Source organism: Nonomuraea sp. NPDC003727, assembly GCF_053586935.1.
Genome location: NZ_JBSFNE010000001.1, coordinates 534,686 through 554,303 on the forward strand (window position 1 = coordinate 534,686; position 19,618 = coordinate 554,303).

Sequence of the window (19,618 nt, forward strand, 5' to 3'; positions counted from 1 at the left end):
TACTCGGCGCGCAGGGCGATGACCGGGCCTCGCGCGGGTCACTCGGCGCGCAGGGCGATGACCGGGTCGAGGCGGCCCGCCCGGCGTGCAGGGGCGACCCCGAAGAAGACGCCCACCGCGGCCGACACCCCGAACGCCAGCGCGATCGACCACCAGGTGATGGCGGCGGGCACCGGCGTGAGCGCCTGGATGGCCAGCGCGCCGCCCACACCCAGCAGGATGCCGACCAGGCCGCCGATGGTGGTCAGCAGCACGGCCTCGATGAGGAACTGGGCGAGGATGTCGCGCTGGCGCGCCCCGAGCGCCTTGCGCAGGCCGATCTCCCGGGTGCGTTCGCGGACGCTGACGAGCATGATGTTGGACACGCCGACCCCGCCCACCAGCAGCGAGATGCCCGCGATGGCGGCGAGCACGCCGGTGAGCATGCCGAGGACGCTGCCGATGGTGCCGAGCAGCTGGGTCTGGGTGACGGCGGAGAAGCGCTCGCCCGGATACCGCTCGCCCAGGGCGGCGACGACCTTCCGCTGGAGCGGCTCGATCTCGTCGGGGCCCGAGGCGCCGACCGCGATCCCGTTGATCCTGCTGGCGCCGATCAGCCGCTGCGCGGTGGTGACGGGGACGTGCACCTCCTTGTCGCGGGCCACCCCGAAGGTCGCGCCGACCGTCGTGTAGACGCCGACCACGCGGAAGCGGGCGCCCGAGACGGTGATCTGGCGGCCCACGGGGTCGACGTCGCCGAACATCTCGTCGGCCACCTCCGCGCCCAGCACCGCGACCCTGCGCCGGGTGTCGACGTCGGTCTCGGTCAGGTAGCGGCCGCGGTCGAGGGGACGCTGGAAGATGTTGGGCAGGTTCTCGTCCGTGCCGACGATCGTGACGAAGGCATCCTTCCTGCCGACGCGCACGGTCTCGCCGGACTGGACGGAGACGGTCACCTTTCCCGGGTCGCCGACGACGCGGCGGACGTAGGCGGCGTCCGACAGGTTCATCCTGCTCTGGGTCGGGACGGCGCCGACGCTGAGCTGGCCGGGGACGACAAGGATGATGTTGCTGCCCAGGCCGGAGATCTCGCGCTCGATGGCGTTCTTGGCGCCGGAGCCGATGGCGACGAGGACGACGACGGCGAGGACGCCGATGATGACGCCGAGCATGGTGAGCGTGCTGCGCAGCCGGTTGACCCTGAGGGCCTCCAGCGCCATGAAGAACGCCTCCGCGCCCCTCACGCGCCTGCCTCCTCGCCGGTCGCGGCGGGCCGGTGCGCGGTGTCCAGCTCCACCCGGCCGTCGCGCACGTGGATCTGGCGGCGCGCGTGGGCCGCGATGTCCGGCTCGTGGGTGACCAGCACGATGGCCACCCCGCTGTCGGCGTTCAGCCGGTCGAGGATCGCCATCACCTCATCCCCGTTGCGGGTGTCCAGGTTCCCGGTCGGCTCGTCGGCCAGCAGCACCGACGGCTCGCCGACCAGCGCCCGCGCGATCGCCACCCGCTGCTGTTCACCGCCCGACATCTGCGAGGGCCGGTGGTCGAGCCGGTGCCCCAGCCCCACCGCCTCCAGCGCCCGCCGCGCCCGCGTCCGCCGTTCGGCCTTCCCCACCCCGCGGTACACCAGCGGCAGCGCCACGTTGTCCACGGCCGACGTCCGGCCGAGCAGGTGGAACGACTGGAAGACGAACCCGATCGTACTGTTGCGCAGCTCGGCGAGCGCGGTGTCGGACAGGGTGGACATCTCGGTGCCGTTCACCCGCAGCGCGCCCGACGTGGGCCGGTCGAGGCAGCCGAGCAGGTGCATCAGCGTCGACTTGCCCGACCCGGACGGCCCGACGATCGCCACGAACTCGCCCTGGTCGATCCGCAGGCTCACCCCGCGAAGGGCGTCCACGGAGACGCCTTCGAGCTGGTAGGAGCGTGTGAGGTCGACGGCCTCCAATGCGGGGGTCATGACAGCGGCTGGCCCTGCCGTACCGCGTCGGCGCCCTTGACCACCACGCGCTCGCCCACGGTCAGGCCGCTCACGACCTCGACCATCGCGTCGCCCTGGGCGCCGAGCTTGACCACGCGCCGCTGGGCCGTACCGGCGGACGAGATCCAGACGACGCTCTCCCGCCCGCTCGAGACGATCGCCGAGGCGGGCACGGCGACGGCGGAGGGCGCCTCGCGGACGGTCAGCCTGGCGACCGCGCTCATGCCGGGTTTGGGGGTGGGCGCCGCGGACCCGTCGTCGAAGGCGCCGGAGCCGAGGGACAGCTGCACGGGGTAGCTGACCCCGCCGGTGGTGGCCTCCATGGGCTGGATGCCGACGCCCGTCACCGTGGCGGTGTAGGTCGCGCCGGGCACCGCGTCCAGCTCGATCTCCGCGCGGGTCTCGGGCTTGACCAGCAGCACGTCGGTCTCGTCGATGTCGGCGGAGAGCGTCAGCTTGGACACGTCGGTCACCGTCACGATCGGGTCGCCCGCCGACACCGGCACGCCGACCGCGACCGGCGCGCCGCCGCCCGACGACCCGCCCGCCGGTACGGCGGGCAGCTGCGGCGCCGCCCCGCCGGGGATCTGCCCGAGCAGCCCGCTCAACGCGCTGGAGCCGCCACCGCCCGAAGGACGCCCGAGCGTGACGACGCCGCCGAACGGCGCCTTGATGGTGAGCGCCTTCACCGTGGACTCGGCGGCCTTGACCGCCACCCTGGCCTGCGTGCGCGAGGCCGCCTGCAGCGACGACATCGAGGCGGTCAGCCCGCTGGTGAAGCCGCTGACGGTACGGCTGAGCGACGCGGTGATCTGCGACAGCGCCTGCTTGTTGGCCTTGTGCTGCGTCTCGGCCATGTCGATGGCGGACAGCAGCTGCCTGCGCGCGGCCGCGTCGTCCACCTTGCGGGCCTCCGCCCTGGCCTTGGCGAAGTGCCTGGCCACCTTGCGGTCGAAGGCGCTGGTGTCGATGCTCGCCAGGCGCGGCGTCGAGGGGGCGGGCACGGGACGCGCCGCCCTGCGCGCCTGGGCGAGCTGGTCGGTGGCCTGCGGGGACCGGATCCTGGCCAGGATCTGCCCCTTGGCGACCTTCTCGCCGTCACGCACGTACAGCTTGGTCACCGTGCCCTGGGCGGGCGCGCGCAGCGTGGCCGTGGCCCTGGCACCGATCGTGGCGGGCGCCTCGACGACCTCCGTGACCGGGGCGCGCTGCACCTGCGCGAGCTGGAAGGCAGGCGGCTCCTCGGCGGTGCAGCCGGTAAGCGCTAACAGGACGAGCAGCGGGGGGATACCGCGACGAACCGTCACGCCGCCTAGCGTAGAGGGCGCATCAGGCGACCGCCTGCCGTACCCCTACCTGGTGAGCGCGTTTCCCGGCACCATGGTCTGCACGCTGGTCGCCCACATCACCGACCAGAACGCCCACGCGGCGCCGCCCAGCACGTGCCCCGCCATGACGACCGGGAGGGACGCGCCGAGGGCGATCGTCAGCGGTTCCAGCGCGAACAGCAGCAGCCCGGCCGCGCCCGCCGCCAGCGGCCTGGCCGGGCGGACCCGCAGGGCGACCAGGCCGCCGACGATCGTGCCCGCGCCGCCGGCCGACAGGACGAGGCCGTAGGCGGTCTCGCCGTACGCGCCGGTGATCAGCTCGGAGCCGAGGGGGATCAACGGGCCGAACAGCGTGATGCCGAAGACGACCCAGTTTCCTAACAGCGGGGCGACCGCAGGACGGGCGTGAGGCCGGGAGCCTGCGGTCAGCCGGAGGCGAGCTGGCGGCCGCGGTCGCGGGCCGCCTCGATGGCGGCCAGGAAGGCCGCGCGCACGCTGTGCCGTTCGAGCTCGGCGATCGCCGCGATGGTCGTACCGCCGGGCGAGGTCACCGCCTCGCGCAGGATCACCGGGTGCTCCCCCGAGTCACGCAGCATGATCGCCGCTCCCACGATCGACTGCGTGACCATGTCCAGCGCCGCGGCGCGCGGCATGCCGAGCAGGATGCCCGCGTCCACCATCGCCTCGACCAGGTAGAAGAAGTACGCGGGACCGCTGCCCGACAGCGCCGTCGCCGCGTCCTGCTGCGACTCGGGGATCCGCAGCACCTTGCCCACCGGCTTGAGCAGGTTCTCGGTGCGCTGCAGGTGCTCTTCACCCGCGTACGCGCCGGCCGAGATCACGCTCATCGCCTCGTCGAACTTGATCGGCGTGTTCGACATGACCCTGACCACCGGCACGTCCACCCCGAGCCGCTGCTCGACGAACGCGGTCGTGATGCCCGCCGCCGCCGAGATGACGAGCCTGTCGGCGGGCACGTAGGGGGCGATCTCGGCCAGCAGGGCGGCCATGTCCTGTGGCTTGACGGCGAGGATCAGCGTGTCGGCGGCCTTGGCGGCCTCGGTGTTCGACACGGTCCGCACGCCGTACGTCTCCCGAAGCGCCTGGGCCCGCTCCTCCCTGCGCGCGGTCGCCAGGACGTCGCCCGGCTTGAACCCGGCCCGCAGCAGCCCCGACAGCAGGGCCTCGCCCATCTTGCCGGTTCCCAGAATCGCAATCATGCGGGCAGCCTACCTAGTCCGACGTGGCCGCACCGCGCCGGAAAAGGCGGCGGCCGGTACGGCGTCGAGGCCGGGCCTGGCGAGGTCACGCCGGAGCGGCACACTCGACCACGACCACTTCGCCGACCCTGGGGATCCCCGACCGGCCCGCCCCGGGATAACGACCGGGCTCAGCCGCGAGAGGAGCGACCGGCCTCCGCCCCGGAACAGGACCGACCGGCCTCCGCCCCAGGAGGGAAGCGACCGGCCTCCCCAGGAGAAGGAGCGGGCGGTCTCGGCCCCAGCCGCGAGAGGCGCGAGCAGCCTCGGCCCCGGAGAGAGGGCCACCCGACCCCGACTCCTGGAGGGAAGCGAGCGGCCTCGAACCCGGAGAGCGTGACGGTCGCAACGCTGGGAGCCTCAGTCCCGGGAGAGGAGCGAGCGGGCGAAGAAGGTCAGGTTGGCCGGGCGCTCGGCCAGGCGGCGCATGAGGTAGGCGTACCAGTCGTCGCCGTACGGCACGTACACCCTGACCTGCGAGCCGACCCCCGCCAGCCGCCGCTGCTCGGCGGGCCGCACGCCGTACAGCATCTGCAACTCGAAGCCGGTGGTGTCGCGCCCGTGGAGGACGGCCAGCGCGGCGGAGATCTCGATCAGGCGCGGGTCGTGGGTGGCGACCATCGGGTAGCCGGTGCCCGCCATGAGTGTCTTGAGGCAGCGGACGTAGCTGCGGTCGATGTCCCTCGGTGAGGTGTACGACAGCGCTTCGGGCGCCACGTACGCGCCCTTGCACAGCCGTACCCTGGCGCTGTCGAGCTTCGCGCAGCGCTCAGGCGCGGCGCGCAGGTAGGACTGGACGACCACGCCGACGTCGGGATGCTCCTTGCGGAGGGTCGAGTGGATCGACAGCTGGGCCTCGATGGTGTCGTGCTCCTCGGCGTCGAGGGTGACCGTCACGCCCCTGGCCGCGGCGGCCTCGCAGACCGACGCGGCGTTGTCGAGGGCGAACTGCTCCGACAGGCGCAGGCCGAGGGCGGTGAGCTTGACGGAGACGTCGGCTCCCGAGGGGAGACCTTCGAGGAGGGTGAGGTAGGCGCGGACCTCGCGCTCGGCCTGTGTCCTGTCGGTGACGTCCTCGCCGAGGTGGTCGACGGTGACGAGCAGCCCCTGGTGTGACAGGTCGTGGACGACGGCGCCCACGTCGTCGGCCACGTAGCGGCTGACCACTCCCCTGGTCAGCGGGGACGAGGCGATGAGACGCTCGGCGCGCTCGCTTCGCGAGGCGGCCAGGAGAACGTGACGCAGCACATCACCAGCGTAGACCCCGCATCGCCGGTGGATCACCGCCCCGATCTCTCCCGCGACCCTCGGTACGGCCCGCCAGGAGCACCCCGACGCGGCCACCCCGGGAGGCCGGCGCCGACACCCCGAGACCGTCCCCCGAGGTCCGCGGGCAGGACCGACGGGCCCGAGACGGTCACCCGACGCCTGCGGGAAGGGCCCGAGGCGGTCACCCGACGCCTGCGGGCAGGACCGGCCGAGACCCCGCGACGGTCGGAGGGCGATTCGCCCGGAAGGCGGGCGCGGGCCGGCGCGAAGGATGGGCGGTGGGAGGGTGAACCGGGGCGTCGCGGGATCCGTCATACGGGTATGCGGACTACAGCCCTCGTGGCCGGGTGTCTGATGCTGACCCTGAGCTGCGGCGCGGCCGCCACTGACACGGCAGCCCGCCCGAACCCCCACCAGCCCGTCGCCGCCCAGCCGGCGATCAGCACGCCCTCCACCTCCCCCACCCCGTCGCCGAAGAAGGTCAGACCGGTCGGCGACACCGTCAACACCCGTAAGGTCCGGTTCGAGAGCGCCAAGGCCAAGGACCGCCTGGTCAAGCTGGTCTGGTGGTCGGGTGTCGAGCCGTGCGCGGTGCTCGACAGGGTGGCGGTGAAGGAGACGGCCAAGCAGGTGACCGTCACCCTCTACGAGGGCACGGCGGCCAAGGCCCAGAACGTCTCCTGCATCGAGATCGCCATCCAGAAGACCACGACGGTCAAGCTGAAGGCGCCGATCGGGAAACGCAAGATCGTCGACGGCGCCGGGCGGCGCTAGAGAAGACGCTGGAAAAGACGCCAGAGAAGCGCCGGCACGGGCGCTGGAGAAGCCGAACCCACACGACGGCCGTCCCCGAGGGGCGGCCGTCGCCGTGTGCGTCCGCACCGGGTTGGAACCGCGGGGGTGGCGCCTGTCGTTCAGGATCGTGAGTCACTCGGAAAAGCCCCCTCGCCGGGAATGTCGGTGCGCACCCAGAGGTTGAGTCGCATAGGCTCAACTCGTTTGACAAACCATTCGTCGGTCCATAGGTTGAGCCCAACAAGCTCAACTTTGACTACAAGGACGTACTCATGGCACGTGCGGTAGGTATCGACCTGGGGACGACCAACTCCGTCGTCTCGATCCTCGAGGGCGGTGAGCCCACCGTCATCGCCAACGCGCAGGGCTCGCGGACCACGCCGTCCGTGGTCGCCTTCGCGAAGAACGGCGAGGTCCTCGTCGGTGAGGTGGCCAAGCGTCAGGCCGTCACCAACGTGGACCGGACGATTCGCTCGGTCAAGCGCGAGATGGGCACCAACTGGTCCACGGAGATCGACGGGAAGAAGTTCTCCCCGCAGCAGATCAGCGCTTTCGTCCTGCAGAAGCTCAAGCAGGACGCCGAGGCCTACCTGGGCGAGAAGATCACCGACGCCGTGATCACCGTCCCGGCCTACTTCAACGACGCCCAGCGCCAGGCCACCAAGGAAGCCGGCACGATCGCGGGCCTCAACGTGCTTCGCATCATCAACGAGCCGACGGCCGCGGCCCTCGCCTACGGCCTCGACAAGGACAAGGACCAGACCATCCTGGTCTTCGACCTCGGCGGCGGCACCTTCGACGTGTCCCTGCTCGACGTCGGCCAGGAGGACGGCCACGGCTTCGTCGAGGTGAAGGCCACCTCCGGCGACAACCACCTCGGTGGCGACGACTGGGACCAGCGCGTCGTCGACGAGCTGGTCAAGCGCTTCCAGAACGCCCACGGCGTCGACCTGGCCAAGGACAAGATGGCCCTCCAGCGCCTGCGCGAGGCGGCGGAGAAGGCCAAGATCGAGCTGTCCAGCCAGGCCGAGACCAACATCAACCTGCCCTACATCACGGCCTCCTCCGAGGGCCCGCTGCACCTCGACGAGAAGCTGACCCGCTCGGAGTTCCAGCGCCTGACCGCCGACCTGCTCGAGCGGACCAAGGGCCCGTTCCACCAGGTCATCAAGGACGCCGGCATCAAGGTCTCCGACATCGCCCACGTGGTGCTCGTCGGTGGTTCGACCCGTATGCCCGCCGTCTCCGAGCTGGTCAAGGAGCTCACCGGCGGCAAGGAGCCGAACAAGGGCGTCAACCCCGACGAGGTCGTGGCGATCGGCGCCGCGCTCCAGGCGGGCGTGCTCAAGGGTGAGGTCAAGGACGTCCTGCTGCTCGACGTGACCCCGCTGTCCCTCGGCATCGAGACCAAGGGCGGCATCTTCACGAAGATCATCGAGCGCAACACGACGATCCCGACCAAGCGCTCGGAGGTCTTCACCACGGCCGAGGACAACCAGCCGTCGGTGCAGATCCAGGTCTACCAGGGCGAGCGTGAGATCGCTTCCTACAACAAGAAGCTGGCCACCTTCGAGCTGACCGGCATCGCCCCGGCCCCGCGCGGCATCCCGCAGATCGAGGTCACCTTCGACATCGACGCCAACGGCATCGTCAACGTCTCCGCCAAGGACCTTGGCACCGGCAAGGAGCAGACGATGACGATCACCGGCGGCTCGGCGCTGCCGAAGGACGACATCGAGCGCATGATGCGCGAGGCCGAGTCCTACGCCGAGGAGGACAAGAAGCGTCGTGAGGAGGCCGAGGTCCGCAACAACGCCGACGGCCTCGCCTACCAGACGGAGAAGTTCCTCCGCGAGAACGACGACAAGGTCCCCGGTGAGATCAAGACCGAGGTGAACGACGCGCTCGCCGAGCTGAAGAAGGCTCTCGAGGGCACCGACACCGACACGATCCGCACCTCGGCGGAGAAGCTGGCCACGGTCAGCCAGAAGATGGGTTCGGCGATCTACGCTCAGAGCCAGCAGCAGGCCGGCCCCACGCCCGAGGGCGAGACCGGCCAGGCCAAGGCCGGCGACGACGACGTCGTCGAGGCGGAGATCGTGGACGACGACCAGCCCAAGAAGGACCAGTGACGATGTCTGAGCCGCGCGATAACGGGCCCGAGTCAGAGCCGGTGATCCGCGACAACCGCAAGATCGACCCCAAGACGGGTCAGGCGAGGACCGCCAAGGAGGAGCCGGCCCCGGCCGCTCCTCCGGCGGACGCCGCGCCTGTCGCGGGGGGCGACACCGGCCTCCTGGCCGAGCGCACCGCGGACCTGCAGCGGCTGCAGGCGGAGTACACCAACTACCGCAGGCGGGTCGAGCGCGACCGGGTCGCGGTCCGCGAGCAGGCGGTCGCCGGAGCGCTCACCGAGCTGCTGCCGGTCCTCGACGACATCGGCAGGGCTCGCGACCACGGCGAACTGACCGGCGGTTTCGCCAAGGTCGCCGAGTCGCTGGAGGCGGTCGTCACCAAGCTGGGGCTGACCCCGTTCGGCCAGAAGGGCGAGCCCTTCGACCCGACGGTCCACGAGGCGCTGATGCACAGCTACTCCTCGGAGGTGACCGAGCCGACCGCCATCGAGGTGCTGCAGCTCGGCTACCGCATCGGTGATCGGGTGCTGCGCCCGGCAAGGGTCGCGGTCGCCGAACCCGAGGACGCCCCGGCCGCGTCCGACGACAACTGAGAACCCCCCGAAAGGACGCCATAGATGAGCACCAAGGACTACCTGGAGAAGGATTACTACGCCGTCCTTGGTGTGCCGAAAACCGCCACCGCCGAAGAGATCAAGAAGGCCTACCGGAAGCTGGCCAGGCAGTACCACCCGGACGCCAACCAGGGTGACTCCGCCAAGGAGGCCAGGTTCAAGGAGATCTCCGAGGCCAACGACGTGCTCTCGGACAGCAAGCGCCGCAAGGAGTACGACGAGGCGCGCACCCTGTTCGGATCGGGCATGGGCGCGCCGCGGCCCGGCGGCGGTGGCGGTGGTTTCCCGTTCGACTTCGGCGACCTGTTCGGCGGCACCGGCCAGCACAGCGGAAGCACGAGCGAGCGCATCGGCGACCTGTTCGGCGGGCTGTTCAACAGGGGGGGCGGCGGGAGCACCCGCACCACGGGCACGACGACCAGGCCGCGCCGCGGCCAGGACATCGAGTCCGAGGTCACGCTCTCCTTCACCGAGGCGGTCGAGGGCCACACCGTCTCGCTGAGGCTGACCACGTCGTCGGCGTGCAAGGCCTGTAGCGGCACGGGAGCCAAGGCCGGCACGACCCCGCGGGTCTGCCCGACCTGCGAGGGCACCGGTGCGGCCAGCCGTAACCTGGGCAACTTCGCCTTCTCCGAGCCCTGCCGCGACTGCAAGGGCCGCGGGCTGCTCGTCGACGACCCCTGCCCGGTCTGCGACGGCAGCGGGCGGGCCAAGAGCACCCGCACCATCCAGGCGCGCATCCCGGCCGGGGTGGCCGACGGGCAGCGGGTCAAGCTCAAAGGCAAGGGCGCGCCCGGCGAGAACGGCGGGCCGGCGGGCGACCTCTACATCCAGACTCACGTCAAGCCGCACGCGGTGTTCGGGCGGTCGGGCGACAACCTGACCATCACCGTTCCCGTCACCTTCACCGAGGCGGCGCTCGGCGCGGAGATCAAGGTGCCCGTCCTCAAGGGCCTGCCTGTCACTCTGCGCATTCCGGCGGGTACGCCCAACGGCCGCACGTTCAGGGTCCGCGGCAGGGGGGCCACCCGTAAGGACGGCACCAAGGGCGACCTGCTCGCCTCGGTGGAGGTGCTCGTGCCGCAGGAGCTCGACGACAAGTCGCGCGAGCTGCTGAACGAGTTCCGCACCGCCACCGCGAACGAGGACCCTCGGGCCGACCTCATCCAACGTGCCAGGAGTGAGTAGGCCGATGGACGCCAACTACTTCAACCTGTCGGACGAGACACCCGTCTACGTCATCTCGGTGGCCGCCCAGCTGTCCGGCCTGCATCCGCAGACCCTGCGGCAGTACGACCGCCTCGGGCTGGTCTGCCCGGGCCGTACGGCGGGCCGCGGCCGCCTCTACTCCATGCGAGACATCATCCAGCTGCGCGAGGTGCAGCGCCTGTCCCAGGAGGAGGGCATCAACCTCGCCGGCATCAAGCGGATTCTTGAGCTGGAGAACGAAGCGCTGAGGCTGCGTGAGGAGGTTCACCGCCTCAGAGCCGAAGTGTCCATGGTCAAGGCGCTGATCCGCTACGAGTTGCCACCGGGGGCCTGAATACATGGACTACAAGCTCACGCAGAAGAGCCAGGAAGCGCTGTCGGTCGCCATGCGGCGGGCGGCCACCGAAGGAAATCCCGAGATCGCGCCGGCCCATCTGCTGGCCGCCCTCCTCTCCCAGACGGGCGGCACCGCCGTACCTCTGCTCGAAGCGGTCGGCGCCGACTGGAAGGCGTTGCGCGCCAAGGTGGAGGCCGCGCTGGCGGCCCTGCCGAAGGCGCAGGGCGCCACGGTGAGCGCGCCCTCCAGCTCGCGTCAGGTGCTGACGGTGATCAACACCGCCGCGCAGCGGGCCAAGCGCCTGGAGGACGAGTACGTCTCGACCGAGCACCTGCTGGTCGGTCTCGCGACCGACGGCGGCGAGATGGCCACGCTGCTGAAGAACTCGGGGGCCACGCCGCAGGCGCTGCTCGACGCGTTCGAGAAGGTGCGCGGGCACGCCAGGGTCACCAGCGAGACGCCGGAGGACACCTACCAGGCGCTGGAGAAGTACGGCGTCGACCTGACCGAGCGGGCCAGGAGCGGCAAGCTCGACCCGGTGATCGGGCGCGACTCCGAGATCAGGCGCGTGGTGCAGGTGCTGTCGCGCCGCACCAAGAACAACCCGGTGCTGATCGGCGAGCCGGGCGTCGGCAAGACCGCCGTCGTCGAGGGGCTGGCGCAGCGGATCGTCGCCGGTGACGTGCCCGAGTCGCTGCGCAACAAGAAGCTCGTCTCGCTCGACCTCGGCGCGATGGTGGCGGGCGCGAAGTACCGCGGCGAGTTCGAGGAGCGGCTCAAGGCCGTGCTCTCCGAGATCAAGGAGAGCAACGGGCAGATCGTCACCTTCATTGACGAGCTGCACACCGTGGTCGGCGCGGGCGCCGCCGAGGGCGCCATGGACGCGGGCAACATGCTCAAGCCGATGCTGGCGCGCGGCGAGCTGCGCATGATCGGCGCCACCACCCTCGACGAGTACCGCGAGCGGATCGAGAAGGACCCGGCGCTCGAGCGGCGCTTCCAGCAGGTGTTCGTCGGCGAGCCGTCCGTCGAGGACACCATCGCCATCCTGCGCGGGCTGAAGGGCCGTTATGAGGCCCACCACCAGGTGCAGATCGCCGACAGCGCCCTCGTGGCCGCCGCGGCGCTGTCCGACCGCTACATCACCAACCGCTTCCTCCCCGACAAGGCCATCGACCTGGTCGACGAGGCCGCCTCGCGGCTGCGCATGGAGATCGACTCGCGTCCCGTCGAGATCGACCAGCTCCAGCGCAACGTCGACCGGATGAAGATGGAGGAGCTGGCCCTGGCCAAGGAGACCGACGAGGCCTCCCTGCAGCGCCTCGAACGGCTGCGCGCCGAGCTGGCCGACCGCCAGGAGGAGCTCAACGCCCTCGTGGCCAGGTGGCAGCGCGAGAAGGACGGGCTCAACCGGGTCGGCGACCTGAAGAAGCAGCTCGACGAGGCGCGCGGCGCCGCCGAACGTTTCCAGCGCGACGGCAACTACGCCGACGCCTCCAGGCTCCTGTACGACGAGGTTCCCCGCCTGGAGAAGGAACTGCTGGCCGCCGCCCAGGAGACGCCCGAGCAGCAGATGGTCAAGGAGGAGGTCGGCTCCGACGACATCGCGGAGGTCATCTCCTCGTGGACCGGCATCCCCGCCGGGCGGCTGCTCGAGGCCGAGACCGCCAAGCTGCTGCGGATGGAGGACGAGCTCGGCAGGCGCCTCATCGGGCAGCGCGAAGCCGTCCAGGCCGTCTCCGACGCCGTGCGGCGCAGCCGCGCCGGCATCGCCGACCCCGACCGGCCGACGGGCTCGTTCCTGTTCCTCGGCCCGACCGGCGTCGGCAAGACCGAGCTGGCCAAGGCGCTGGCGGAGTTCCTGTTCGACGACGAGCGGGCGATGACCCGCATCGACATGTCCGAGTACTCCGAGAAGCACAGCGTCGCCCGCCTGGTCGGCGCGCCTCCCGGCTACGTCGGCTACGAGGAGGGCGGCCAGCTCACCGAGACCGTACGGCGGCGCCCCTACACCGTCGTCCTGCTGGACGAGGTCGAGAAGGCGCACCCCGAGGTCTTCGACATCCTGCTGCAGGTGCTCGACGACGGCCGGCTGACCGACGGGCAGGGCCGCACGGTCGACTTCCGCAACACGATCCTCATCCTGACCTCCAACATCGGCTCGCAGTACCTCGTCGATCCGAAACTGGAGAACGGCGCCAAGCGCGACGCGGTGATGGGCGCGGTGCGGGCCTCGTTCAAGCCGGAGTTCCTCAACCGGCTCGACGACGTCATCCTCTTCGACGCGCTCGGCACGGAGGAGCTGACGAAGATCGTCGACCTGCAGGTGGACCGGCTCGCCCAGCGGCTGGCCGACCGGCGGCTCGCGCTCGACGTCACCCCGGCGGCGCGCGACTGGCTGGCGATCACCGGCTACGACCCGATGTACGGCGCGCGGCCGCTGCGGCGGCTGGTGCAGTCGGCGATCGGCGACAAGCTGGCCAAGGCGGTGCTGTCCGGCGAGGTGGTCGACGGCGACACGGTCCTGGTCGACCTGGGCGACGACGAGCTGACCATCGGCCGCGCCTGACCCTGGCCCCTGAACCACAAGGCCTCGGGCGGATTCCCGTCCGGGGCCTTGTCACGTCCGCGTGGCCCCGTCGCGTGCTCCGTCCACGAGGGGCGTCCCGCCCACGGCGAGAGTCCCCGGGGAGCGCGTCCCACACACGGGGAGAGTCCCCGAGGGGCTCGTACCGCACACGGGGAGAGTCCCCGAGGGGCGCTTCATGCTCAGGGGGACAGTCCTCGAGGGGCTCGTCCCGCTCGCGGGAGAGCTGTGGGGCGGGGCCGGTCGGGGCCTGTGGTCAGGGGGTGTCGGCGCGGGCCAGGGACAGAACCTCCTCGGCGGTGGGCGGGGAGGCCGGATGGTGGCTCAGGCACATCGGCACGCTGATCTGGTGGAACCCCGCCCCCTCCGCCGCCACGTAGAACCGCCCGGCCCGCAACCGCCCGATCTCCGTCGCCGCTCCCCCCTTGGCCCTGGCCATCTCCTCCGCGGCCTGCCGCTGGATCGGCGCGTTCAGGAAGCCGAAGAACTGTGTGGCGGCGTTGCCGGGGATGTGGTTGTGCAGCCCCTTCGGCGCCTGGGTGGCGAACACCAGGCCCAGGCCGTACTTGCGGGCCTGGGAGGCGAGCATGAGGGTGCTGCCCGTGGCGGGCGTGGTCTTCGCCTGCGGCGCGAACGTCTGCGCCTCGTCCATGACCAGCAGCCCGCCCAGCGGCCGGCCGCCCGCCGGATGCCGTCTGAACCACGCGAACAGCCCGAGCTGGAGCCGGTTGACGAAGCCCTGCCGCTGCTCGTCCTCCTGGAGCCCGGCCATGTTGATCACCGACACCCGGGCCCGCCGTCCGCGCTCCGGGGTCAGCAGCACGCCGGGGTCGACCGGGGTGCCGCGACCGCCGAACAGGGGGTCGTTGATGACCGCCGCCCGCAGGTTCTGTCCCACCTCGGCGGCCAGCTTCGCGGCGCCGTCCAGGTCGCTGACCTCCTCGGGCAGGTCGGACAGCAGCTCGATCAGCCCCTCCAGCCCGTGCGCTCGGAGCTTCGCGTGGTGGGCGACCGCCTCCCTCAGCACGGCCTGGGCGCGCTGCGCCTTGGCCGTCGCCCCGTCGATCCTGGCCTTGGGGGCGAGGGCGGCCACCGCGGCGTCGATCGCCAGGCGGAACTCGTCGGGGTCGTCGGCCAGGCCGCTCAGGTCGGGCAGCGGCTGGAAGGTGAGCGGGCGGCCGGACTGCCTGCCGGGGGTCCAGACGACCACGTCGGTGTCGCGGAGGTAGTCGGCGGCCTTCTGCCGGTCGCCGTCCTCCCAGGCGGGTGGGGGCTCGGGCCATGCCGTACCGAGGCGGGACAGATCGTTGTTCGGATCGAGCACGACGGCGGAGACACCCTGCAGCGCGCACTCCTCGACGAGCCTGCGGATCAGCACGGTCTTGCCGGAGCCCGAGCCGGCGAAGATGACCGTGTGCTTCCTGAGGGCCGCCAGCTCGATCCGCACCGGGGTGCCCGCGCCCGTGTCCGTGCCGACGACCACCGAGTCCGGGCGCGCGCCGGCTGCCCCGGATCCGGAACGGCCCGCGCCGGTGGTGAGGGAGCCCCCGCCGGACGGCGCGGCCCTCACGGGTGCGGCGGGCTGGGCGACAGGCCCGGGCGGCGCGGCAGCGGCTTCCACGGCGGGCAGGACAGCACGGCCGGGTGGCGCGGCAGCGGCTTCCACGGCGGGCGAGGCGGCGGGGCCGGGCGGCAAAGCGGCAGCCCCTTCCACGGCGGGCAGGGCAGCGGGGCCGGGCGAGGCGGGAGCCGGGGCGAGGGCGGTGGCGGGGTGGCTGAGGGCCTCGACCAGCAGCTTCACGTCGTCGGCCGGACGCCGGGCGGACAGCCACTCCCGCAGGTGCGCGGGCTCCTCGTCGAGCAGCGCCCGCAGCGCCGCCAGCGTGCGCAGGTCCGCCTCGTCCACGTGCAGCACCCGCCCGCCCGCCGCCTCGAACGCCGCCACCGCCTCCTTCGTCTTCGGCCCGCCCGACCAGGGCTCGTTGCGCAGCACGAACAGCTGCCGCCTCGGCACCCCCGCCTGCAGCCCCGCCGAGACGCACGCCGCCCTCAGCCGGTGCAGCGCCGCGACGGGGTGGGTGCTGGCGATGCCCCTGAAGCACCAGTGCACCTCGTCCTCCGTCGCCTCGTCGAGCGTCAGACGCAGGCGGGCGTGCAGGGGCGGTTTGGTGCTCGGCGGCGGATCCTGGGCGTACACGTGCGCCGCGGCGCCACGACCCACCGTCCACGCCGCCAGCCCTGCCGACAGGAGTCCGGGCAGGACGGCGTCCTCGGTTCTGGGGTCCAGCGCGGGCTCGATCTCGGCGCTATCCCTCAGCCGGGCGAAGTGGGCGTCGAGCGCGGCCAGCCCGGAGGGACCGGCGCCGGACGGCGTGCCGCCACCTCCGCCGCCCCCGTCTCCCGGGTCGTCGAGCCGGTCGAGCTCCCTGATCTCGCCCTCGGCGAGGCAGCTCTGGACATGATTGTCGATCTTGACGAGGATCTGCCGCGGCGTCAGCCCGACCGCGCTGTCGAAGGCGTCCTCCAACACCGGCCAGGTCGGGTACGGCGGGACGAACCCCACCTTGCCGAACCCCGCCGCGAAACGCCGTTCGACGATGGCCCGCGCGGTCTGCGCGTCCTTCAGCACCCTGAGCGTGGCCGGTTCCCTGAACCTGTCGCGGACGGTGTCCGTCGCCTGCTCCCTGATCAGCATCCAGGTGTGCGGCAGGCAGGAGAGCACGGTCAGGGTCCGCCGGGTGACGTCACGCAGCGCCATCAGGCCGCCGGCCACCTGCTCGACGACCGCGCCCTGCCCCTCGTCGACCAGGCGGGCGCCGGACTGCGCCACCAGCGCGTCGACCTGGTCGACGGCGATCACCGACGGGCCCGTCAGCGCCAGCAGCCGTGACAGGTCACGCACCACCTCCTGCGGCGAGCGGTAGATCCTGGTCAGCCCCCATTCCCTGCCCAGCCCCTCGTCGGGGAGCGACGACAGGTAGGCCTGCCCCACGTCCTGCGCCGTCAGGTCGTCGGAGGCCAGCAGCACCAGGGCCCGCGCCGTGTCGTGCGCGTCCCTGAGCACGGTGCCGCCCTTGCGGCGCAGCGCCTCCACGAACAGGTCGAGCGCCTTCCTGTCGAGGTGGCCCCTTCCGTCGACGGCCCGCCGTACCATCCTGGGCACGTCGGCCAGCTGCGCCAGCCGGTTCAGCAGCAGGCGCAGCTGCGAGTGGCCGTCCTCGGCCGGCCGCCAGAGGCTGTCCAGCATCGCGATCACGATGCTCTCCCAGAAGCTCCTGGCGTCGAGCAGGCCGACCAGGAAGAAGTACCCGCCCTCCCGCTGCGCGTGCTCGCGCGCCCAGCCCAGCAGGTGGGTCTTGCCGGTGCCGCGCTGCCCCTGGATCACCACGCCGATCGGGCTGGCGTCAGCGCTCTCCTTCGCCTCGGTCACCCCGCGGCGCAGGTCGAGCGCGGCCATCGGGTGCAGGCTCTCCACGTGGTACGGCGAGGGCCGCCAGACGTCGTCAGGGGCGTGGACCGCGTTGAGCCGCAGCGCGCTCAGCGCCTCCCATTCCGCCGTCATCGGGCGCCGATCGACAGGTAGTGCTTGTCCTGGTCGCCGACGGCCAGCGCGGAGCTGCGGTCCTGCGGCCTGAGCGCCTTCTGGTTGTCCTCGGGCACCATGACGACGTCGGGCTGCCTGTTGAGGCCGCGCAGGGCGGCGTCCATCACGTCCTTGGGCACGTCGGCCAGCCGCAGGCGGACGTCGGTCAGGCTGACCCAGCCGCCCGGCTCGCGGGCCAGCTCGGCGTAGACGGCCCGTACCCGCCCTTCGACGTCCTCGGGTGTGGTCTCGCGGGAGTCCGCCTCCTGGGCGGGCTGGAAGACGTCGCCCAGACGCTGGTCGGTACGGGCCAGGAAGCGCACCAGTCCGGCCAGCACCGCCCTGAGCGCGGCCCCGTTCGAGCCGGAGGTGACCTTCACGCCCGCACGGATCTCCTCGGCCAGGCGCGCCCAACCGTCGTCGGTCAGCACGTGCGCGAACGACCTGCCCCGTTTGCAGCTCTCCACCAGCTTGAGGTCGTTCAGGCGACGGCGGTCCTCGCCGTCGAGGGTGAGCCCGTACCGCTTCTTCAGCTCCGGGTTGGTCACCTCATCGGCCTCGGCCATGAGGACGATCATCACCGAGACCTGCGGAACCGACAGTGCCATTTCCTACCCTTTCGTTGACGAACACCGCGATCTCGCGGGCCACGGCCTGCGCGTCCGTCAGAACGTCGCCGCTGGTGAAGCGCAGCACCGTGTAGCCGTCCCGGTGCAGGCGCACGTCACGCCGGCGGTCCGACTCGAACTTCTCCTGCCTCAGGTGGCTGTCGTCGTCGATCTCGACGATCAGCCACGCCTCCCGCCAGAGGAGGTCGACCCTGATCGGGTTGGCGAGCGGGTGGGCGCCGTAGACCTGGTTCCACTCCCTGCCGGCCGCCCATTCGCACCACCTGAGCACGCTCTCCATGCGCTGCTCGGCGGGGCTCGCGTGATGCGGACGCCCCTTCCTGGGCGGCCACGGCCCCCGCCCGCCGGGACCGTCCGCAGGCTGCCAGGGAAGCCCGGACGGCGCGGGCGCGGGCTGCCCAGGAGCCCCGGATCGCCCGCGCGTGGGCTGACCGGGAACGCGGGGAGAGGCGGGCGCCGGGGGCTCCGCCGGCGGGCGCGACGACTTCACGACGCGCAGGCCCGTCCATCGTTCGAGCCACTGGCAGCCCGCGACCACCGCGTCAGCCTCGCCCTCGCTCAGGTCACAGGGTGTCTCGACCGCGATCGTCGCACCGGTGCCGAGCACCCGGCCGAGCCCCGCCGCGCGCACCTCCGCGGGGTGGCGGGCCGTACCGGGGTGGCGTGCCGTACCGGGGTGGCCGCTGAGCGCCGCCTCGGCCAGGTCGGCCAGGAACGGCCCGAAGTGCCGATCCCCCGCCGCCAGCCGTACGGCGAGCGACCGGACGGCCCTGACACCGGCGCCGCCCGGCCCAGGGATGTCCTCGGCGCCCGGTAACCACCGGGGGAAGCGGCGCACGGCGAGGTCCTCCATGTCGCGCAGCACCGCCGCCACCAGCTCGCTCGCCTGATGCGGGGCGGTCATGGCGTGCGTGAGGACGACCGGCGACACTGCGGAATCCCCTCGTTCGCGGACCATCCACTCTTTGCTGAAGCTATACGTAATCGCCCTTGCCGCGCGTGAGTGTTACGAGATGTTCGCGCCGCGCGTCTCGATCATTAAGAGCTTCACCACTGTTGCCCCAAGCCACGGTGGCCGCCGTGCCGCCGTGGCTAGCTTCGTGATTCGTCGGATCACCGAACACCATCAGGGGGAACGTGCATGTCGAACGCATCACGGAGTATTCGGAGCGTCCTTGCGGTGGCCGTGCTGGCGACGAGCGTGAGCTTGGCGGCCGGGCCCGCGTCGGCGGAGGAGTGCGAGCGGCGGATCGCCCTCAACGAGGGATCGTCGGTGGCCGCGCTCTGCGATGACGCGGCGGAGGTCAGGGCTCAGGTCACGCACACGTCGATGGCCGTCCCCTCGAACTCGGAGACGGCGAAGGCGGTCGAGAAGCTCGCCAGGCAGCTCGGCATGCCGGGCATGTCACGCTCGACGGCGGTGTTCAGCATCGCCGACATGGGTGGCGTCGCGGCCGGCGCCGGTCATCCCGCGCTCCCGGTGGCGCTGCCCGAGGAGTCCGGCCTGCCGGCGGTGGCGCACCAGTCCACCGCGCCCGACCCGGTGGGGCTGCCGTCGCTGCCCAACGCCGACAGGGTCTCCGCCCTCCCGTGGCTGCCCGATCTGCCGTCGCAGGCCCTGCCCGCGCTGCCGGACGTGGTCGAGGGGGAGAAGGCGCCGCTCAAGCTGGCGGCCCCGGTCAAGGACGCGGTCGGGAAGGCGGGTCAGACCGTCAACGAGGAGACGAAGAAGGCGCTCGAGCTGGACGGGGTCAAGCGGGTCACCGACGCCGTGGGCAAGGCGGGACTGGGGCTGGACCCCCTGCAGAACTGAGGACGCGGTTTCGCTCCCGCACCCCAGACCAGGGCCGTGCCCCCTTTCCCGGGCACGGCCCTTCCCCGTGTGGAACCGGGGGTCCGCGCCCGGTGGCCGC

The 19,618-nt window shown here is 71.8% G+C and carries 16 protein-coding genes; 7 read left to right on the forward strand and 9 right to left on the reverse strand.

Annotated features, from left to right (window positions below; genetic code table 11):
• Window positions 1-38: 38 nt before the first annotated feature.
• From ACWDLG_RS02780 to ACWDLG_RS02805, 6 genes are all read right to left on the reverse strand, one after another.
• The gene (locus ACWDLG_RS02780) at window positions 39-1,223 is read right to left on the reverse strand and encodes an ABC transporter permease (RefSeq protein WP_449915283.1); all 1,185 of its coding nucleotides are present in this window, start codon (window positions 1,221-1,223) and stop codon (window positions 39-41) included.
• Window positions 1,220-1,939, reverse strand: a complete 720-nt coding sequence (locus tag ACWDLG_RS02785) for an ABC transporter ATP-binding protein (RefSeq protein WP_449915285.1) — start codon at window positions 1,937-1,939, stop codon at window positions 1,220-1,222. The genes ACWDLG_RS02780 and ACWDLG_RS02785 overlap by 4 nt, the downstream gene beginning before the upstream one ends.
• The gene (locus ACWDLG_RS02790) at window positions 1,936-3,267 is read right to left on the reverse strand and encodes an efflux RND transporter periplasmic adaptor subunit (protein ID WP_449915286.1); all 1,332 of its coding nucleotides are present in this window, start codon (window positions 3,265-3,267) and stop codon (window positions 1,936-1,938) included. Before ACWDLG_RS02790 ends, ACWDLG_RS02785 begins: the two co-directional genes overlap by 4 nt.
• A 45-nt stretch (window positions 3,268-3,312) precedes the next feature.
• Entirely contained in the window at window positions 3,313-3,627 is a 315-nt protein-coding gene (locus tag ACWDLG_RS02795; protein WP_449915287.1) for a hypothetical protein, read from the reverse strand.
• An 86-nt stretch (window positions 3,628-3,713) separates the two neighbouring features.
• Complete coding sequence (proC, locus tag ACWDLG_RS02800; RefSeq protein ID WP_354907832.1) at window positions 3,714-4,508, reverse strand: pyrroline-5-carboxylate reductase; 795 nt, start codon at window positions 4,506-4,508, stop codon at window positions 3,714-3,716.
• A gap of 399 nt (window positions 4,509-4,907) precedes the next feature.
• Window positions 4,908-5,795, reverse strand: a complete 888-nt coding sequence (locus ACWDLG_RS02805; protein ID WP_449915290.1) for a proline dehydrogenase family protein — start codon at window positions 5,793-5,795, stop codon at window positions 4,908-4,910.
• 375 nt (window positions 5,796-6,170) lie between these two features.
• On the opposite strand from ACWDLG_RS02805, the gene ACWDLG_RS02810 reads away from it, so the two are divergent.
• From ACWDLG_RS02810 to clpB, 6 genes are all read left to right on the forward strand, one after another.
• The gene (locus ACWDLG_RS02810; RefSeq protein WP_354907835.1) at window positions 6,171-6,590 is read left to right on the forward strand and encodes a hypothetical protein; all 420 of its coding nucleotides are present in this window, start codon (window positions 6,171-6,173) and stop codon (window positions 6,588-6,590) included.
• 293 nt (window positions 6,591-6,883) lie between these two features.
• Window positions 6,884-8,743, forward strand: a complete 1,860-nt coding sequence (gene dnaK, locus ACWDLG_RS02815) for a molecular chaperone DnaK (protein ID WP_449915293.1) — start codon at window positions 6,884-6,886, stop codon at window positions 8,741-8,743.
• Window positions 8,744-8,745: 2 nt separating this feature from the next.
• On the forward strand, window positions 8,746-9,339 hold the full coding sequence (gene grpE, locus ACWDLG_RS02820) for a nucleotide exchange factor GrpE (RefSeq protein ID WP_449915294.1): 594 nt from the start codon (window positions 8,746-8,748) through the stop codon (window positions 9,337-9,339).
• 24 nt (window positions 9,340-9,363) lie between these two features.
• Window positions 9,364-10,548: a molecular chaperone DnaJ gene (gene dnaJ, locus ACWDLG_RS02825; RefSeq protein ID WP_449915296.1), complete on the forward strand. Its 1,185-nt coding sequence runs from the start codon at window positions 9,364-9,366 to the stop codon at window positions 10,546-10,548.
• Window positions 10,541-10,903: a heat shock protein transcriptional repressor HspR gene (locus ACWDLG_RS02830; protein ID WP_449915297.1), complete on the forward strand. Its 363-nt coding sequence runs from the start codon at window positions 10,541-10,543 to the stop codon at window positions 10,901-10,903. Before dnaJ ends, ACWDLG_RS02830 begins: the two co-directional genes overlap by 8 nt.
• Before the next feature lie 4 nt (window positions 10,904-10,907).
• Window positions 10,908-13,475 carry an ATP-dependent chaperone ClpB gene (gene clpB / locus ACWDLG_RS02835; RefSeq protein WP_449915300.1) on the forward strand — a complete coding sequence of 856 codons (2,568 nt, stop codon included), beginning with the start codon at window positions 10,908-10,910 and terminating at the stop codon, window positions 13,473-13,475.
• Window positions 13,476-13,749: 274 nt separating this feature from the next.
• Here the strand turns inward: clpB and ACWDLG_RS02840 are convergent, their stop codons facing one another.
• Genes ACWDLG_RS02840 through ACWDLG_RS02850 form a run of 3 tightly spaced genes read right to left on the reverse strand, consistent with a single transcriptional unit; the run spans window position 13,750 to window position 18,636 of the window.
• The gene (locus tag ACWDLG_RS02840) at window positions 13,750-17,055 is read right to left on the reverse strand and encodes a helicase HerA domain-containing protein (RefSeq protein WP_449915301.1); all 3,306 of its coding nucleotides are present in this window, start codon (window positions 17,053-17,055) and stop codon (window positions 13,750-13,752) included.
• Entirely contained in the window at window positions 17,052-17,642 is a 591-nt protein-coding gene (locus tag ACWDLG_RS02845) for a hypothetical protein (protein WP_449915303.1), read from the reverse strand. Before ACWDLG_RS02845 ends, ACWDLG_RS02840 begins: the two co-directional genes overlap by 4 nt.
• A complete protein-coding gene (locus ACWDLG_RS02850) occupies window positions 17,626-18,636 on the reverse strand; it encodes an endonuclease domain-containing protein (protein WP_449915304.1) in 1,011 nt (336 codons plus the stop codon). The genes ACWDLG_RS02845 and ACWDLG_RS02850 overlap by 17 nt, the downstream gene beginning before the upstream one ends.
• A 249-nt stretch (window positions 18,637-18,885) precedes the next feature.
• On the opposite strand from ACWDLG_RS02850, the gene ACWDLG_RS02855 reads away from it, so the two are divergent.
• Window positions 18,886-19,518, forward strand: coding sequence for a hypothetical protein (locus ACWDLG_RS02855; RefSeq protein ID WP_449915307.1), 633 nt, complete (start codon window positions 18,886-18,888; stop codon window positions 19,516-19,518).
• The last annotated feature ends 100 nt before the right edge of the window (window positions 19,519-19,618 follow it).

Excerpts from the sequence above, each read along its gene's own strand:
- dnaK (WP_449915293.1), top strand. The coding sequence starts at position 6,884 with ATGGCACGTGCGGTAGGTATCGACCTGGGGACGACCAACTCCGTCGTC.
- clpB (WP_449915300.1), top strand. The coding sequence starts at position 10,908 with ATGGACTACAAGCTCACGCAGAAGAGCCAGGAAGCGCTGTCGGTCGCC.
- grpE (WP_449915294.1), top strand. The coding sequence starts at position 8,746 with ATGTCTGAGCCGCGCGATAACGGGCCCGAGTCAGAGCCGGTGATCCGC.
- proC (WP_354907832.1), bottom strand. The coding sequence starts at position 4,508 with ATGATTGCGATTCTGGGAACCGGCAAGATGGGCGAGGCCCTGCTGTCG.
- ACWDLG_RS02845 (WP_449915303.1), bottom strand. The coding sequence starts at position 17,642 with ATGGCCGAGGCCGATGAGGTGACCAACCCGGAGCTGAAGAAGCGGTAC.
- dnaJ (WP_449915296.1), top strand. The coding sequence starts at position 9,364 with ATGAGCACCAAGGACTACCTGGAGAAGGATTACTACGCCGTCCTTGGT.
- ACWDLG_RS02840 (WP_449915301.1), bottom strand. The coding sequence starts at position 17,055 with ATGACGGCGGAATGGGAGGCGCTGAGCGCGCTGCGGCTCAACGCGGTC.
- ACWDLG_RS02785 (WP_449915285.1), bottom strand. The coding sequence starts at position 1,939 with ATGACCCCCGCATTGGAGGCCGTCGACCTCACACGCTCCTACCAGCTC.
- ACWDLG_RS02810 (WP_354907835.1), top strand. The coding sequence starts at position 6,171 with ATGCTGACCCTGAGCTGCGGCGCGGCCGCCACTGACACGGCAGCCCGC.